We start from the raw sequence: 16,466 nt of genomic DNA on the forward strand, positions 1-16,466 counted from the left end.
GACAAGTCCCCTACGGACTTGAAACTCTTCAGGATTTGGCGTCCTTGGCGGCCTGCAGTTTCTCGCGCAACCGGACGGCGCCGCCGTCCTTCACCACCTGCTTGGCGCGGCCGAACGCCAGCGAATCCCGCTGGACATCCTTGGTGATCACACTGCCGGCCGCGGTGAAAACCCCGTTGCCCAGTCTCACCGGGGCAACCAGGGTGGAATTGGATCCGACAAAACTGCCCGCCCCGATCTCGGTCCTGTGTTTCAGGTAGCCGTCGTAATTGCAGGTAATCGTCCCCGCGCCGATATTCGTCTTGGAGCCGACGCTGGCATCGCCGATATAACTGAGGTGATTGGCCTTGGCGCCGGAGCCGAACGTGGCGTTCTTGACCTCGACGAAGTTGCCGATGTGGGTATCCGCCCCAAGCACCGCCCCGGGTCGCAGACGCGCATAGGGTCCAACCAGACTGCCGCTTCCCACCTGAGCGCCCTCAAGATGACTGAAGGCTCTTATTCGGGCACCGCCCGCAACCTTCACACCTGGTCCGAAAACGACGTTCTGCTCTACCGTCACATCCGGTTCAAGCTTCGTGTCGTGGGAGAAGAAAACCGTTTCAGGGGCAAGCAATGTGCAGCCGTTTTCCAGCGCTGCCTCGCGCATGCGCTGCTGAAAGGCGGCTTCGCAGGCGGCAAGCTGCGCTCGCGTGTTGATACCCTGTGTTTCGGCCTCCGATCCTGTGACGGCGACCACCTTCAGCCCGCGGGCATTGGCGATTTCCACCGCGTCGGTCAGGTAAAATTCGCGCTTGGCGTTGTCGTTGCCGATTGCTTCCAGGAGCGCCAGGGCATGTTGGCCGTTGAAGCCCATGATACCGGAATTGCAAAAAGTAACCCTTCGCTCGGTCTCCGACGCATCCTTTTCTTCCCGGATCGCGACGAGACGTCCCTCCTCCGTCAAAAGACGGCCGTAGCCGAACGGGTTGTCGGCTTCAAAGCCGAGCACGACAAGATCCGCGCCCTCTCTGAGGGCTGCGCGCACAGCCAGGATCGTCTCGGGCGTTACCAGAGGCGTATCGCCGAAAAGCACCAGAACGTCTTCGGCCGCTTTCTCAAGGGCGGGCTTCGCCGCCAGCGCGGCGTGCGCCGTTCCCAGCCGGTCGGTCTGCACATGACACTGTGCCGAAGGAGAAACTTCACGCACGAGGTTTTCCAGAGTTGGCATGTCCGGTCCGGTGACCACCGACACCCGCTCCGATCCGGCCGACTGAAGTGCCTTCAGGACATGCCCGACGAGGGCCAGGCCACCGACTTCATGCATGACTTTCGGAAGATCGGATTTCATCCTGGTGCCAAGCCCGGCGGCAAGGACGACGGAGAGACAGGAGCGCATCGTCATGAAATTTCCAAATGAGTATCGATGAGACCGTTTGAGTGCGCCCTTATATGCCCCGATCCACAGAACAATGAAAGATCCGACTGCTTGGCCATTCCGGTTTCCGGTTCATTAACCATAATTAACGCCAACTGGTTTAGTGTGCGTGAGATTCGGGTTCGGAATCGGGAAGAAAGCAGTTTGCGAGAGCCTCAGGCAAAAAAGTCCTTAAGGGACATGGTTCGCGAGACGGTAACGCCTTCGCGTGTCGGCTTGTTGTCCTGGGCGTTCGCGGCCGTTCTTATGGCAACCGTAGGCTTTGCCTCCTACCAGTTCGGTAGCGGCGCGGCCGGGTCGGGGTCGGGAACCGTTCTTTTCCAGAAGCTGCCCCTCCCCCCCTCCGGAGACGTTGAGAGCACGGCCTCGATTGGATATGCGGGCAACGGCTATCCACTCGAGATCATGCAGGTTCAGCGCTCCGCGCCGACCTACTCGGAAACCAGCGACAACAAAGGCCAGATCGAGGTCCTGCAGCGTGAGGTGGTCGGCCTCCGCCGCAGGCTGAGCGCGTTGTCGGAACAGAACCTGACCTACTCCCGCCGCATCGCGGCCCTGGAAAAGGAAGTCGCGCTTGCCAAGCTGACCGGGTCCGTGAAAACGCCAGCCAACGGAAACAAGCTGCCGGCAACACCTGCAGAACCGTCGCCGGGCATCGTGATCACTAAACCTGCTCCCGAACCGCTCCCCCGACCAAAACAGGCCTTGACGCCGGCGGCAAGCAACGCAAATGACGCAACCGCCCAGCCGGTCGCCGGATCGATGCCGGCACCGATGCGCGTGATAGACGTGAATCGAACCGCACCTCGGACAGCGTCCAAACCGAAGCGGATTGCCAATCCGAGCGAACCGGTCCGGATCGTCGACCTGCCTGCGGCCGGTGTCCCGCCTGCTGTCACCGGGTCCATTCCGACGCAGAAAGAAGCCGGGTTACCCGAACAATTCGACGCAACGCCGACACGAACCGCGCTCAAGCCAAAAATCATCGCCCCCTCGGAACCATCCGGCCGGCTCAAGGGCGGTGGCGAAAGCAAATTGAAGCGCAGCGACTTTGGAGCCGTGATTGGCCGCTACGCCACGGAAGCCGAGGCGGTAAAGGCCTGGGCATCGTTCAAGGAGCAGAATATCGAGCGGATGCGGGACCTCCAGCCGCTGTTGATGACAAGACAGGTTGAAGAAGGCGGTGTGTCCCTCCTCGTCGGCCCCTTCGCGAACGCCGCCGACGCCGCGGTCGCCTGTCTGCACCTCCTGGACGTTACTGCGCTCTGCCACCCGACGCTGTTTGCCGGCGAACCTCTGATTTCGGCCGCCAACATGCGGGAAACCGGATTTTAACGGTGCAGGGTCCGGTCGCTATCCGATTGAACTGAAGACCGGAAAGGTCTCCAGCAGCCAGTAGGACAGTGTCGCCATCTGCCCTGTCAGGAACATCACCCCGGTCAGGACGAGAACACCGCCCATCGTCTTTTCGACAAGACCCATGTGCTTGCGAAAGCGCTTCATGAACTGAAGAAACGGACCGGCGAACAGCGCGGCGATCAAAAAGGGAATTCCGAGACCGATCGCATAGGCGCTTAACAGAAGGGCACCGCGCACGACCGTGTCCTCAGTCCCCGCGACAAACAGAATGGCCGCGAGGATAGGGCCCACGCAAGGCGTCCAGCCAAAGCCGAATGCCAGCCCGATAACATAGGCACCAAGCAATCCGGCGGGTTTCTGGTCCACGTGAACCCGGGCCTCGCGATATAAAAAGCCGATCCGCAGGAGTCCGAGGAAATGCAGGCCCATGACGATGATCGCGGCCCCCGCGAGGTAACCGAGGTAATCGATATAGGTGCGCACGAACTGGCCCAGAAAGCTTGCCGTCGCCCCGAGCAGCACGAAAACGGTCGAAAATCCCAAGACAAAGGCAACGGCGCTGATAAAAACACGACGGGACGCCTCGCCGCCATCTTCGCTTTCACCGGTCAGTTGTTCGAGAGACACGCCGGCCAGGAATCCGAGATACGGAGGTACAAGCGGCAGCACACAGGGCGATACAAAGGACAGGACGCCGGCGAAGACAGCCCCGAGAATCGTTATGTCCTGGATCATTAGTTTTCGGTTCCGTTCAGCAGTTTCCGGTCCAAGGCCCGGAGAAAGGGTAGTTCCGATTTAATCGCGGTGGCGCAGCAGAGAAAAACAAAAACCGCTCACCTTTTGGAGAGGATGGATTTGGCCCGCGTTTCGGCAGAGCCCATGAGATCACCTGGCGGGCAGCAGACCTTTTTCCGAGAAAAATTTCAATGCGCCAGGATGTAGCGGTGCAGCCATCGCGACGCCGGCCATATCCCGGGCTTTTAAATGGGTTAGCGCGGGATGCAGGCCATTGAAACTTTCGAACCCGTCAAAGACGGTCTCAACCAGCGTGTAAACGATGCTGTCCGGCAGCTTGGCGGATGTGACGACGGTCGCGACGACACCGTAGGAAGCGACGGGCTGTTCCAGACCATAGAGCCCGGCGGGAATCTCGGTCCTCATGTAATAGGGCGCATGTTCGAGAAAGGTATCGAGGGACTTGTCGTCCATGCCGATGAGGCGGATGCCGCATTGCTCCGCAGTTTCCTCGATCACGCCCGCCGGGTGTCCGATGAGCAGGAAGTAGGCGTCTATCTGCCCGCCACACAGCGCTTCGGCGACTTCGGTGGAGTTGAAGTTGGTCACACCCTGAAGATCGCTCTCGCTCCAGCCCAGACGATCCACCAGCACGCTGAAAGAGGCTTCAGACCCAGACCCCTCGCTTCCGGCGTTGACGCGCGCGCCCTTCAGATCGTCGAACGTCTTGTATGATGCCTCCGACCTGACCACGAGCGTCGCGGCTTCGGCATGAAGAGAGAAAACGGACCTAAGATCGGGAAAAGCGCCTTCTTCCTCAAACACAGAGGTCCCGTTGAAAGCGTGATGCTGCCAGTCCGACTGAACGAAACCGAACTCCAGTTCGCCCTTGCGGATCTTTTCCACATTCGCGATCGATCCGAGGGTCGCCTCCATCGAGCAGCGGACGCCGTGCTCGCTCCGGCCTTCATTGACGATCCTGCAGATCGCGCCGCCCGCCGGGTAGTAGATCCCCGTCACACCGGCCGTTCCGATCGTGATGAATTGCTGATCGGCCGCCCGGACAGGCATGGCGACAAGCATCATGCAAACCACAGCGAACGAACTCGCGACACAAAAGCCAGTGCCGGCCGCAACCGTCTTCAAGAAACCCATGATCCGTGCCATCCCTTCGCGCCCCGAACTCCGGCCTGTCTTGTTACGCAAGGGATATCAAACCACCAGTCGAAAAACCAGTTGTGCGTGAGAGGACGCATGAGCGGCAAGGCCGATCGGTCCACATGCTATTGGAAAGGGGCAATAAAAAAGGCGCCGCCGCGCCTGAAACCTGAAACGGGATGCTTTTCAACCGAGTGTGTCCCGGCCCCCAGCCTGGCCGGTCACTCCGGTTCGGGTTAATTTGAGCGCCCCCCCCTGATGACTTCGAAAAGCTTGCCTCTCAATTCCTCTTCGGGCTCGCCATCCGTGAGTCCCTGCCGCCATTGATCGAGAATTAGACGCAATCCAAGCGTTTCCCGGCTGTGCGGCAAATCTCCGATAAAGGCCGCGAAAAACGCGTCAAGACGATCGCGGTCGAGCAAGCCCTGATCAATCAGTCCGTGAATGAGGGTCATCGTTGCAGCGATGTGCCCTTTCACGAAATCGAACTCAACGGAGTTCGCTTGTGTCTCAAACGGTGTCGTGTGCATGTAACCTCTCTTGTACTCCATCAAGTTACCGCACAAAGCAAATTCACGCCACCTGACAGTTTTCGCAGTAGAATGTTCTTTATTTGCCTAAAATTGTTGCTTCATGAGTAATATATAACAATATCTCGAACTTTTTTCTTATTACCTTGAAGAGGCAATGTCATAAAATTGAAACAATACAGGTAACCTGTTTCAAAACAGCGTCAATCGAACCGGAATGCGAAGGCAACTCTTGGCTCGAACGGTTGGCGGCGTGCCTGTTGAAAAAATTGATTTTGCCTCTTGCATTGTCGCCTATGACAGCCTACACACACGCCACCAACGCGGTGCTCCGCAGCAAGCGAAGCCCATCGTTCCGAAAATTTGGTGAGAGCCGATAGCTCAGCTGGTAGAGCAACTGACTTTTAATCAGTAGGTCCAGGGTTCGAACCCCTGTCGGCTCACCAAGATTTCGCGAATGCACCCGTTGGAAAAAATCCTGACATTCTCGATCAAACAGCACGAAAACACCCGGAAGAGTGCTCCGGCTGTCAACGTTTCGGCTAGAAACACACCGCGTGAGTGCAAGATGCGCCGCACCGGCTTGCGCATCTCTCTTGCCTCGATATCCGGGATCCGGTGATCGGACGACCGAAACAACGAGCACGCGAACCGGACTCAGCGCAAATCTCCGGCTCTGATCGTGTCGCACACGTCAAAGGCATCGACAGCTTCCCGCATCAATCGGCCCACGCTACGGGCGTCCCGTCAAACCGCCGGGGTTTCCTCGCCAGTGGTCGGTGCCGGCGTGTCGCTCATTCCCATCCAGCCCTTGACCTTTTCGCGGATCGTCTGAAGGCTGACATAGAGGATCGGGATCATGAGGATGCCGATAGACGTGGCGAAGAACATGCCGCCAAAGACCGCGAAACCGATCGCCTTCTGGCTGGCCGCCCCCGCGCTCGAGGCCGTCATCAGGGGTACCACCCCAAGCAGGAAGGACAGGGCCGTCATCATCACCGCCCGGAAACGCAGGTGAGCCGCTTCCACGGCACTGTCGCGGATCGATTTGCCGCTATCGCGCTGTTCCATGGCGAATTCGACGATCAGGATCGCGTTTTTCGCTCCCATGCCCACCAGCATGATCATGCCGATCTGGGTATAAAGATTGACGTCGCCTCCCGTTACGAAGACCGCGAACAACGCTCCGAAGATCGCAAAGGATACCGACATCAGGATCGCGACGGGCATCGTCCAGCTTTCGTACTGCGCGACCAGGAACAGATAGGTGAACAGGATCGACAGCATCAGGATGAAAGTAACGATCTGGCCCGAACCGAGCTGCTGCAGCGCCGTCCCCGTCCACTCGTAGGAGTAACCCGGCGGCAGCGCGCTCGCCGCGGCCGCCTCGACCTCGTTGATGACGACACCGGTGGACGCTCCCGGCGCGGGATCGGCCATGACGGCGGCGGAACGGAACATATTGTAACGGGTCAGGATCTGCGGACCGAGCACGTTTTCCGTCGTCAGAATGCTCCTCAACGGCACCATTGTGCCTTCGCTGGAGCGCACGTAGAGCCGGCCGATATCCTCAACCCGGTCGCGGAACTGGCCGTCGGCCTGGATCATGACCTTGTAGACGCGACCGAAAATGTTGAAGTCGTTGATGTAGTAGGACCCGAGATAGGCCTGGAGCGTTACGAAAACATCCGAGACATTGATGCCGAGCGTCTTGGCCTTTTCACGGTCAAGATCGACAAAGACCTGCGGGACGTTGGCCCGGAATGTCGAATAGGCACGGGCGATGTCCGAACTCTGATTGGCCGAATAGACCATCGACCCGACCGCCGAAGCAAGGTCCTGGGGCGTTCCTCCGCTGGTCTGCTGCAGCATCATCTGAACGCCGCCGGTGGTGCCGAGGCCGGGAATGGGCGGCGGATTGAAGGCAATGATGCTTGCTCCGGGAATGGTTGCAAAATCCGCCCAGAACTTCGCCAGGATCGCGTTGATGCGCAAGTCAGGCGCCTGCCGCTCTTCCCAGCCGGTCATGGTCGCGATCACAAGCGCGGCGTTCGAAGAGGTCGCACCGTTCAGGATCGAGAAGCCGTTGACGATAACGACGTTCTCCACACCGGGTGTCTTGCTGGTCAGCTCGACGACGCGTTCCGTCACGCCTTCCGTTCTCTCCAGCGAGGCTCCGTCGGGAAGCTGGACATCGACCATCAGATAGCCCTGGTCTTCCGACGGCAGAAAGCCCTGCGGCAGGTTGCTGCCGAAGGTGACGATCATGGCGACCGCCCCGGCAACGACGACGAGGCCGACAACGGCGACGCGCACCAGTCGGCGCACGATGGCTGTGTAGCCTCCCCTCACCGCCATGATACCCCGGTCGAACAGACCCATGATACCCTTCGGCGGTCCGGACCTTTGCTTGAGGATAAGACCGCAAAGCGCGGGCGACAGGGTCAGCGCGTTGATGGACGAAATCACCACCGAAACAGAAATGGTAACGGCGAACTGGGAATAAAGCCGGCCAGTTATGCCGGGCATGAAGATGGTCGGCACGAAAACGGCCAGAAGCACCAGGGTGGTCGCGATGATCGGACTGGTGATCTGCTCCATCGACTTTGCCGTCGCCTCTTTCGGCGCGAGCCCTTCGTCCGCCATGGTTCGCTCGACGTTCTCGACGACGACAATCGCATCATCCACGACGATACCGATGGCCAGAACGAGAGCGAAAAGCGAGATCGTGTTGAGCGACATGCCGAGGGCGAGAAGCACCGCGAACGTACCGATCAGGGAGACCGGAATCGCGACGGTCGGGATAATCGTTGCCCGCCAGTTGCCCAGGAAGATGAACACGACCGACACCACGAGAATGAAGGTCAAAAACAGCGTCGTGATCACATCCTTCAGCGACTGGTCGACAAAGTCCGTCGTGTTGAAGGGAACGCCGTACGCCATGTCGTCCGGAAAATTCTCCGACAGGCTTTCAAGTCGCTTCAAAACGGCTTCTGACACCTGCAACGCGTTTGCACCCGGAGCCTGATAGATCGCCAGAACGGTCGCCGGTTTACCGTTGAACTCACCCGAGGCCGCATAAAACTGGGCGCCGAGTTCCACCTTCGCGACATCCCCGATCGTCACAACGGCGCCGTCCTGACCGGTTCTGAGAACGATCTTCTCGAACTCCTCCGGCGTCGACAGCCGCCCCTTGGCCTTGATCGTGTACTGGAACTGCTGGCCCGACGGGACCGGCGGCGAACCGATCTGACCGGCCGCCACCTGAATATTCTGGTCCTGAACCGCTGAAATGAAGTCGCTCGGTGTCATGCCCAGGCTGGTCAGCCGGTCCGGATCGAGCCAGATCCGCATGCCGTAAGCGAAATCCGTCATAACATCGGCACGGCCCACACCCTGAACGCGGGCCAGTGAGTCCTTCAGATTGATCGAGGCGTAGTTGGATAGAAAAACTTCGTCATAGGTGCCGTTGGGCGAATAAAGCGCGACAACCAGCAGCATGTTGGTGCTGGCCTTCTGAACCGTCACGCCGTTCGCCGTCACTTCGCTCGGAAGCTGACTGGTCGCCTGGCTGACCCGGTTCTGGGTGTTCACGGTGGCAATATCCGGATCGGTGCCGACCGCGAAGGTCACATTGAGGGAATAGCTTCCGCTGTCGTTACTGGTCGACTGCATGTAAATCATGTCGTCGACGCCGTTGACCTGCCCCTCAATCGGGGCCGCCACCGTTTCTTCAAGAACTTCCGCGTTCGCCCCTGTATAGGTGGCGGAAACGTTTACGACCGGCGGCGTGATATTGGGAAACTGCTCAACCGGAAGCGCCACATAGCCAAGCACCCCGGCAATCGTAATCACAATGGAAATGACCAGCGCGAATTTCGGCCGGTAGATAAAAAAGCGCGAAAACATTTAGCTTTGCTCCGCCGGCTTGGATGCAAGAACAGGGTCCACTTCAACGCCGGGCCGCACCTTCTGCAACCCCTCGACAATCACCTCGTCGCCTTCCTTCAGGCCCTTGGTGACCACAAAGTTGGTCTCGATCTGCTGACCAAGCTCGACATATTTCTGTTCGACTTTCTTGTCCGCGGAAATGGCCAGCGCAAACGCGCCCTGTTGGTCGCGTTGAATGGCCGCCTGGGGAACCAGCAACGCGGTTTCGGACTCTGGCGCCTCAAGCACGACCGTAACGTAGGTTCCGGCAAGCAGGCGAATGTCCTTGTTGTCGAACTGACCGCGGAAGGAAATGGTCCCCGTGGTGGCGTCGACCTGATTGTCGATATAGACGATTTTGCCCTTTTCGTCATACGGAGTGCCGTTGGGCAGGATCAGGCTGATGTCGGGAGACTCGTCGGGCGAAATATCGGCTGGATTGATGCCGTGGGTCTTCACCGCATTGAGATACTGCGATTCGCTCACGGAAAAATTCACGTAAACCGGCGACAGCCGAATCAGCTTGGCAAGCGGATCCGTGCTTGGCCCGACAACTTCGCCGACACTGTAGGTGGTCTTGCCGATCTGCCCCGGAAACGGCGCGGAGATATCTGTGTAGCTCAAGTTGAGCTCGGCCTGCTGAAGGGACGATTCCGCGGCCTGAACGGAGGCTTCCGCCTGCTGCTTTTGCGCCAGGGTGGCATCGTAGTTGGCCTGGGAGATATGGCCCTTGTCGAGAAGGTCCCTGTCCCGGCGTTCATTCGCGGATTGCAGCCCGGCATTCGCCTTGGCGCTTGCGAGATCGGCTTTTGCCTTTGAAAGCTCAGCCTCGTACTGAGCCTTTTCAATGGTGAAGAGCAACGCGTCCTTCTTGACCTGCGATCCGTCGGGAACGGCCTTCTTTTCGAGGAAACCGCTGACACGCGCGACAAGATCGACCTGATCGACCGCTGCAATCTGCCCGACGAACTGCGCGCTCTGGCGCACGCTCTCGCTGGTGACCTTTGCCACGGTGACGGATGGCGGCGGAGCGGCAGGCGCTTGAGCCTGCTTGGCACTGTCGTTACAGCCTGCAAGCAGGACGGATGTTACGGCAGCCAGGGCAAGGTTTCGGGAGTGAGTGGCGGCACGAAAAAAAATCATTCTGAAGCTCCGAAGTCTGACCCGATGAGCCATGCGCATATCGTGACCTCACTATAAAAGGACGGTTTGATTCAACAAGACAAATCTGCAACTCTTCGTGGCTCGAAAGAGCTAATTTTACCTAAAGTTTTCAATACGGATAGCCGTCTCAGGAATTACCTGAACCAAACCGGCGGGACCACCGGGTAACATCTATTCCACTGGAGACAAAACCAGGGTCAGTCCGAAAAGCGCGCTGGCCGGAACAACCTTTTTCTCTTCGAGCCCCGGGCAGGCGATCTGAAGAGCGGCAATCTGAGGAATCTCCCCTTGAAGGGAATCGGCGGCCTCGTTGCCGAAAACCGTCCGGTACGCGGCGGGATTGTACACCGCAACCATCCCGCGCGGTGTTTCAAGCTCAAGTCCGAGATGTGTTTCGCGCGTTTCGCTCACCCCTGTGAAGCCGCTCAAAAAAGCCCGGTGACCGGCGGGATCTTCAGCAAGCAGACTGACAGCGGCGACAGAGCGGGCCCCGTTTTCATGAGCCTGAAACGCAGCCTTCCAGAAATGCTCGGGATACCGGTTCCGGCAGGTAAAAAACCCAATCTCCGGGGCGAGTGGGTCCTTGAGAAACGTGAGGTCAAAGGCGACCTGCGCCGTCGTTCCATCGGCCAGGTTCGCGGTTCGCTCGAAGGAAAACGGGGCGAAAACCTCAAGATCGGCATTCAAAAAATCGCTTCGGTCCGATTCGGGATCTTCGCTTTCGAGAACCAGCATGCTGGCACCTTCCCGCTTCTTGAGAAAATCGCGGTTGAAGGCACCGAAGGAGAAAATACCCTCAGCGGGTTCGTCTATCAGTTCCGGGTCCGCGACACTGAGGAGTTCGATGAAAAATCCGTCGAGCTGGACCAGGCGGTTCGCGGTTCCCCAGGGGTGCCTGTTTTCCGGCGTGACCGTAAACCCGAGCGCGGCGTAGGCCGCCGCAGCCCGCTCGAGATCGTTTACCGCCACAACCAGGTGATCGAGACCGCGAGCCATGCCATTCCCCTGTTTGGTGAAGCGTCGTCAGACCAGGCGGCTCTGTGCGACAGCCGCCTTGATGAAGGAGGCGAACAATGGGTGAGGATCGAACGGACGGGACTTCAGTTCCGGATGATACTGCACCCCGACAAACCACGGATGATCCTCGATCTCGACGGTCTCCGGCAGCACGCCGTCCGGCGAGGTTCCTGCGAAGATCAGGCCGCAATCCTCGAGTTGTTCGCGGTATCCGATGTTGACCTCGTAGCGGTGCCGGTGACGTTCGGAGATGTTTGTCTGTCCGTAGATTTCGGCAATCTTCGACCCGGGTTTCAGGCTCGCGGGATAGGCCCCGAGGCGCATCGTTCCGCCGAGATCGCCATCGGCCATGCGCGTTTCCTTTTCATTGCCCTTGGTCCATTCGGTCATCAGGCCAACGACAGGTTCGCTGGCCGGCCCGAACTCGGTCGAATTGGCGTTCTTGATCCCGGCAAGGTTGCGCGCCGCTTCCAGTACAGCCATCTGCATACCAAAGCAGATCCCGAAATAGGGAATCTCGCGCGTGCGGGCATAGTGCGCCGCGGCGATCTTGCCCTCCGCGCCGCGCTCGCCGAAGCCTCCCGGCACCAGGATGCCGTGAACACCTTCCAGGTACGGGCTCGGGTCTTCCTTCTCGAAGGTCTCCGATTCGATCCATTCCAGATCCACCTTGACCCGGTTCGCGATGCCGCCGTGCACCAACGCCTCGATCAGGGATTTGTAGGCATCCTTCAAGACCGTGTATTTGCCGACGATCGCGATCTTGACATCGCCTTCCGGATTGGCGACGGCCTTTGAAATCCCTTCCCAGCGGTCGAGCACCGGGGCGGGCGCCCCCTTCAGCCCGAAGGCGGCGAGAACCTCGTCGTCCAGGCCTTCCTTGTGATAGGCGATCGGCACGTCGTAGATCGACTGGACATCGTAGGCAGGAATCACGGCGCTCTCGCGCACGTTACAAAACAGAGACAGTTTCCGCTTCTCGGTTTCCGGGATAGGCCGGTCGCAGCGCACCATCAGGATGTCCGGCTGGATGCCGATGGAACGCAATTCCTTCACCGAGTGCTGCGTCGGCTTGGTCTTCATCTCGCCTGCGCTTGGAATAAACGGCATCAGGGTCAGATGGACATAGACCGCATCGCCGCGCGGAAGATCGTTCCCCAATTGACGGATGGCCTCGAAGAACGGCAGGCCTTCGATGTCGCCGACAGTGCCTCCGATTTCCACCAGGACGAAATCATAGTTCTCATTGCCCGAGAGGACGAAATTCTTGATCTGGTCGGTCACATGCGGAATGACCTGCACGGTTCCGCCCAGATAATCGCCGCGCCGCTCCTTGGCGATGATGTCCTGATAGATCCGGCCCGTCGTGATGTTGTCCTGCTGGTTTGCGGGACGGCCCGTGAACCGCTCATAGTGACCAAGATCGAGATCGGTCTCGGCGCCGTCGTCGGTGACGAAACACTCGCCGTGCTGGTAGGGGCTCATGGTGCCCGGATCGACATTCAGGTAGGGGTCGAGCTTGCGAAGGCGGACCTTATATCCGCGGGCCTGGAGCAAAGCGCCCAAAGCCGCGGAAGCAAGACCTTTTCCAAGCGAGGAAACCACGCCGCCGGTGATGAAAATGTATCGCGCCATGGATCAATACCATATCCTTGCCAAGGGCCTTTTGACCACTCGGGAGTTGCGTTCTTAACACATAAAAATGCCCTGCGAGATGGGCCGCAGGGCATTGGCAGGTGAATGGCGGAGAACCCGCCGGAACCGCGTTACTGAGCGGTGGGAACCTGAGGACCGGAGGGCTCCTGGCTCATTCCCTTGAGCGAATCGAGAATGCCTCCGGCGCCACCCGCTCCGCTTTCATCCGACGTTGCCGGCGCGGTTTCGGCGGCGCCCGGCACTGCGTCGAGGATGGAGGCCGGACGTTCCTGATTCTTTGCGATCAGGCTGAGTGTCAGCGACGTCGCGAAAAAGGCCACCGCGAGAATGGCGGTTGCCCGCGTCAGCACATTGGCGGTTCCACGGCTCGACATCAGTCCGCCGCCTCCGCCGCCGCCGATTCCAAGCGCACCGCCCTCGGAGCGCTGCAGGAGCACGACCAGCACGAGGGCCAGCACGACCATCAGGTGAACTACGATGACTACGGTTTCCATCGAACGCCATTCTGTATTGAATTCAAGATTTGCGGCCTTCTACACCAGACGCCACCGGCTTTCCACCCTTCAATTGCACCTTTGCAATGGAAGCATCAACAGCTTTGGATCAGGAATAGGCGTCGAGGATACCCAGAAAGTCCGCGGCCTTGAGGCTGGCGCCGCCGACAAGCGCCCCGTCGACATTGCCGACGGCCATCAATTCGGCGGCGTTGGCGGGCTTGACGGAGCCGCCATATAGAAGACGCATCGCGTCCCCTTCCCCGCCGAACCGGCTGACGAGATTGTCACGCATGACCTTATGCATTTCCGCGACATCAACGGCCGTCGGTGTGAGACCGGTTCCGATCGCCCAGACCGGCTCATAGGCAACAACGGTGTTGGCTGCGGTTGCGCCTTCCGGAACAGAAGCGTTCAACTGCCGCTCTACCAAGGACAGAGCTTCCCCGGCCTTTCGTTCGGCTTCGGTCTCACCCACACAGATTATGGCCACCAGGCCGGCGCGCCAGGCGGCTTCTGCCTTCGCACGAACATCGGCATCGCTCTCGCCGTGGTCGGTGCGGCGTTCGGAATGCCCGACGATGACGGCGCTGGCGCCGGCATCATTCAGCATTTCGGCGGAAACATCGCCCGTATGAGCACCCGAGGATGCCGCGTGGCAGTCCTGACCGCCGACGGCCAGCGCGGTCCCATTCGCGGTCTCGGCCAAAAGAGCGACAAGCGTCGCCGGAGCGCAGATCATCGTGTCGACTTTCGCAGAAAGCGCCTGGGAGAGACCGGCGATCATTTTATCGAACTCGGCCTTGTCGGCCTTCAGCCCGTTCATCTTCCAGTTCCCGGCGACCAGGGGCTTGACCGATGCGCTCATATTCAGCTGCCTCTCAACATGTTGATCTCGATTGCCGCCTATAGAGCAGAACCCCGCATGCGTTTCAATAATCCTTTATTCCTCGAAAAGAGCCTGCTGTTCCAAGTTTCGCCGCGGCCGCCTTGCGGCAGCGCCGCCACCTCATTATGATCCGCCCGCTCCGGCGGGCTCGATTACACGCGCTGCCGGCATATCAGGTTGCGGAAGCAAGTAGCAGAAGCAAAAAATAGAATACGGGAGACGTCATGCTTGACGCGCTGCGCAAGGGCGCCGGCACCTGGGTTGCCAAATTGTTTATCGCATTGCTGATCTTTAGCTTCGCCGTTTGGGGCATCAGCGGCTTCCTGACCGGCGTCGGCCAGAATACGGCGGCCAGGGTCGGCGACACGGAAGTGACTCTCTTCGACTTCGACCGCACCTACCGCCAGGATCTCAACCGGCTGGGACAGCAGTTCGGGCGCCAGCTGACACCATCGGAAGGTGCTGCACTCGGCATTCCGCAGCAGTCGCTGGGAAAACTGGTTGCAGAAGCCGCGCTTAACAACACGGCCACCCAGATGAAGCTCGGCGTGTCGGATGAACAACTTGCCACGATCATCCAGACCGACCCCGCCTTCCAGGGCCTGAACGGCCGCTACGACCGGACCCGCCTGCAGCAGGTGCTGCGCTCAAACGGCTATACCGAGGACGAATATGTCGTTCAGCGCCGCAAGGTCGCGGAAAGAGCGCAAATCGCGGAAGGCCTTGCCGGCGGCGTGGAGGCGCCGAAGAGCTATCTCGAAGCTCTGTCTGCCTACCAGAGCGAAACCCGCAGCGTGAACTATCTCCTGGTCACCGCGGAAACGGTGGGAGAAATCGAAGACCCGGCATCTGACGCGCTCACCGTTTTTTTCGAAGACAACAAGAGCGACTTCAAGGCTCCGGAATTTCGTGAAATCAAGTTTGTCACTCTGTCTCCGGACGCTCTAGCCCGCCCGCAAGACATCGACGATGCCATGGCCCGCGCTGAATACGAACGGCGGGCGGACGACTTCTTCCAGCCGGAACGCCGCAAAGTCCGGCAGATGTCCTTCCCCTCCGCCGAGGCCGCCGAAGAAGCCGCGAAAGAGCTGGAAGCCGGCAAGACCTTCGACCAGCTCATGAGCGACCGCAATCTGACCGGCAACGACGTGGCGCTCGGCGTGATGGCCAAGGCTGACTTTTTGGACGAGACCCTCGGCGAAGCCGCCTTTTCCCTCGAAGAAGGCGCAAGCAGCGGCGCTGTCGACGGCCGGTTTTCAACCGTGATCCTGAATGTCGAGGAAGTCCTGCCGGAAGCCACCAAGCCGTTTGAAGACGTCAGGGAGGAAATCGTCGCCGAACTCGCCAAGGATCAGGCCGATCGGGAAATCCTCGATCTCGTGGATGAAATCGAAGACGCACGTGCCGGCGGAGCCATGCTGGACGAAATCGCGGACCGGTTTTCGCTGACGGTCGTCGAACCCGAGGCGTTCGACGCTTCCGGAAAAACCATATCCGGCGGCAGCGCCGACCTTCCGAACGCGGACGGTCTGGTTTCCGGAACCTTCGACAGCGACATCGGCATTGAAAACGACGTGTTGCAGATCGGTAATCAGGGCTATCTCTGGTACGAGGTTGCCAAGGTCATACCGGAACGGGACCGCGCGCTCGAGGAAGTCAAAGACGACGCAATTGCCGCATGGAAGGCAAGCGAACTGGAAAAGCGCCTGACTGAAACAGCTGGAGACCTTCTCAAGCAGCTGGAAAGTGGAACAGCTCTTACCAACCTTGCCGCGACAACCGAACTGGAGCTCAAGAGCGCGGAAGGCCTGACCCGCGCCAACCCTGCGGGCGACTTCGGACAGGCCGCTCTTTCCGAGGTATTCTCGGGACCGGTGGGTACGAACGCCACGACGGAAGCTGCCGACGGCAAAGGGCGGCTGGTGTTCCAGGTGACCGGAACAAATATTCCCGAATTCAGCGAGACGGCGGCCGAAACGGCGGCCCTGGCAACCCAGCTTTCACAGCAATTGCAGGACTCCCTGCTCGGACAGTTCATTTCCGATCAGGAAACCAAGGCGGGTGTCGAGATCAACCAGGCGGCAATCGCCCAAATCATCGGTCTGGACCAGAACTGA

At 59.4% G+C, this 16,466-nt stretch carries 12 protein-coding genes and 1 tRNA gene; 3 read left to right on the top strand and 10 right to left on the bottom strand.

What is annotated here, in order from left to right; all coding sequences use genetic code 11:
* Positions 1 to 28: 28 nt before the first annotated feature.
* Positions 29 to 1,384, bottom strand: a complete 1,356-nt coding sequence (gene glmU, locus JF539_RS10040; RefSeq protein ID WP_207140140.1) for a bifunctional UDP-N-acetylglucosamine diphosphorylase/glucosamine-1-phosphate N-acetyltransferase GlmU — start codon at positions 1,382 to 1,384, stop codon at positions 29 to 31.
* Positions 1,385 to 1,663: 279 nt separating this feature from the next.
* Here glmU and JF539_RS10045 point away from each other — a divergent pair, with 279 nt between their 5' ends.
* Positions 1,664 to 2,752, top strand: a complete 1,089-nt coding sequence (locus JF539_RS10045) for a hypothetical protein (RefSeq protein ID WP_207140141.1) — start codon at positions 1,664 to 1,666, stop codon at positions 2,750 to 2,752.
* Between the two features lie 18 nt (positions 2,753 to 2,770).
* On the opposite strand, the gene JF539_RS10050 is transcribed toward JF539_RS10045, so the two are convergent.
* The 3 genes from JF539_RS10050 to JF539_RS10060 form a co-directional block, all read right to left on the bottom strand.
* The gene (locus JF539_RS10050) at positions 2,771 to 3,511 is read right to left on the bottom strand and encodes a cytochrome c biogenesis CcdA family protein (protein ID WP_207140142.1); all 741 of its coding nucleotides are present in this window, start codon (positions 3,509 to 3,511) and stop codon (positions 2,771 to 2,773) included.
* A gap of 150 nt (positions 3,512 to 3,661) precedes the next feature.
* A complete protein-coding gene (locus JF539_RS10055; protein ID WP_209017075.1) occupies positions 3,662 to 4,666 on the bottom strand; it encodes a TAXI family TRAP transporter solute-binding subunit in 1,005 nt (334 codons plus the stop codon).
* Positions 4,667 to 4,905: 239 nt separating this feature from the next.
* Complete coding sequence (locus JF539_RS10060; RefSeq protein ID WP_207140143.1) at positions 4,906 to 5,199, bottom strand: hypothetical protein; 294 nt, start codon at positions 5,197 to 5,199, stop codon at positions 4,906 to 4,908.
* A 370-nt stretch (positions 5,200 to 5,569) separates the two neighbouring features.
* Here JF539_RS10060 and JF539_RS10065 point away from each other — a divergent pair.
* Positions 5,570 to 5,645, top strand: a tRNA-Lys gene (locus tag JF539_RS10065).
* A gap of 301 nt (positions 5,646 to 5,946) precedes the next feature.
* On the opposite strand, the gene JF539_RS10070 is transcribed toward JF539_RS10065, so the two are convergent.
* The 6 genes from JF539_RS10070 to tpiA all read right to left on the bottom strand — a co-directional run bounded on the left by JF539_RS10070 (position 5,947) and on the right by tpiA (position 14,328).
* Positions 5,947 to 9,108: an efflux RND transporter permease subunit gene (locus tag JF539_RS10070; RefSeq protein WP_207140144.1), complete on the bottom strand. Its 3,162-nt coding sequence runs from the start codon at positions 9,106 to 9,108 to the stop codon at positions 5,947 to 5,949.
* Positions 9,109 to 10,272 carry an efflux RND transporter periplasmic adaptor subunit gene (locus JF539_RS10075; RefSeq protein WP_209017076.1) on the bottom strand — a complete coding sequence of 388 codons (1,164 nt, stop codon included), beginning with the start codon at positions 10,270 to 10,272 and terminating at the stop codon, positions 9,109 to 9,111.
* Between the two features lie 192 nt (positions 10,273 to 10,464).
* On the bottom strand, positions 10,465 to 11,289 hold the full coding sequence (locus JF539_RS10080) for a VOC family protein (RefSeq protein WP_207140146.1): 825 nt from the start codon (positions 11,287 to 11,289) through the stop codon (positions 10,465 to 10,467).
* A gap of 27 nt (positions 11,290 to 11,316) precedes the next feature.
* Positions 11,317 to 12,945 carry a CTP synthase gene (locus tag JF539_RS10085; RefSeq protein ID WP_207140147.1) on the bottom strand — a complete coding sequence of 543 codons (1,629 nt, stop codon included), beginning with the start codon at positions 12,943 to 12,945 and terminating at the stop codon, positions 11,317 to 11,319.
* Positions 12,946 to 13,076: 131 nt separating this feature from the next.
* Positions 13,077 to 13,460 (bottom strand): preprotein translocase subunit SecG, encoded by a 384-nt coding sequence (gene secG / locus JF539_RS10090; protein WP_207140148.1) that lies wholly within the window; start codon positions 13,458 to 13,460, stop codon positions 13,077 to 13,079.
* Positions 13,461 to 13,569: 109 nt separating this feature from the next.
* Complete coding sequence (tpiA, locus tag JF539_RS10095) at positions 13,570 to 14,328, bottom strand: triose-phosphate isomerase (RefSeq protein ID WP_207140149.1); 759 nt, start codon at positions 14,326 to 14,328, stop codon at positions 13,570 to 13,572.
* A 245-nt stretch (positions 14,329 to 14,573) separates the two neighbouring features.
* Here tpiA and JF539_RS10100 point away from each other — a divergent pair, with 245 nt between their 5' ends.
* Entirely contained in the window at positions 14,574 to 16,466 is a 1,893-nt protein-coding gene (locus tag JF539_RS10100) for a peptidylprolyl isomerase (protein WP_207140150.1), read from the top strand.

The sequence above is a fragment of the Roseibium aggregatum genome, from assembly GCF_017309185.1.
GTDB classification, from domain to species: Bacteria; Pseudomonadota; Alphaproteobacteria; order Rhizobiales; family Stappiaceae; genus Roseibium; species Roseibium aggregatum_B.

Bases quoted from the DNA above. Each gene is read 5' to 3' on its own strand.
- glmU (WP_207140140.1), bottom strand. From the start codon at position 1,384: ATGACGATGCGCTCCTGTCTCTCCGTCGTCCTTGCCGCCGGGCTTGGC.
- JF539_RS10100 (WP_207140150.1), top strand. From the start codon at position 14,574: ATGCTTGACGCGCTGCGCAAGGGCGCCGGCACCTGGGTTGCCAAATTG.
- tpiA (WP_207140149.1), bottom strand. From the start codon at position 14,328: ATGAGCGCATCGGTCAAGCCCCTGGTCGCCGGGAACTGGAAGATGAAC.
- JF539_RS10085 (WP_207140147.1), bottom strand. From the start codon at position 12,945: ATGGCGCGATACATTTTCATCACCGGCGGCGTGGTTTCCTCGCTTGGA.
- secG (WP_207140148.1), bottom strand. From the start codon at position 13,460: ATGGAAACCGTAGTCATCGTAGTTCACCTGATGGTCGTGCTGGCCCTC.
- JF539_RS10050 (WP_207140142.1), bottom strand. From the start codon at position 3,511: ATGATCCAGGACATAACGATTCTCGGGGCTGTCTTCGCCGGCGTCCTG.
- JF539_RS10070 (WP_207140144.1), bottom strand. From the start codon at position 9,108: ATGTTTTCGCGCTTTTTTATCTACCGGCCGAAATTCGCGCTGGTCATT.
- JF539_RS10080 (WP_207140146.1), bottom strand. From the start codon at position 11,289: ATGGCTCGCGGTCTCGATCACCTGGTTGTGGCGGTAAACGATCTCGAG.
- JF539_RS10075 (WP_209017076.1), bottom strand. From the start codon at position 10,272: ATGATTTTTTTTCGTGCCGCCACTCACTCCCGAAACCTTGCCCTGGCT.
- JF539_RS10055 (WP_209017075.1), bottom strand. From the start codon at position 4,666: ATGGGTTTCTTGAAGACGGTTGCGGCCGGCACTGGCTTTTGTGTCGCG.
- JF539_RS10060 (WP_207140143.1), bottom strand. From the start codon at position 5,199: ATGCACACGACACCGTTTGAGACACAAGCGAACTCCGTTGAGTTCGAT.
- JF539_RS10045 (WP_207140141.1), top strand. From the start codon at position 1,664: ATGGCAACCGTAGGCTTTGCCTCCTACCAGTTCGGTAGCGGCGCGGCC.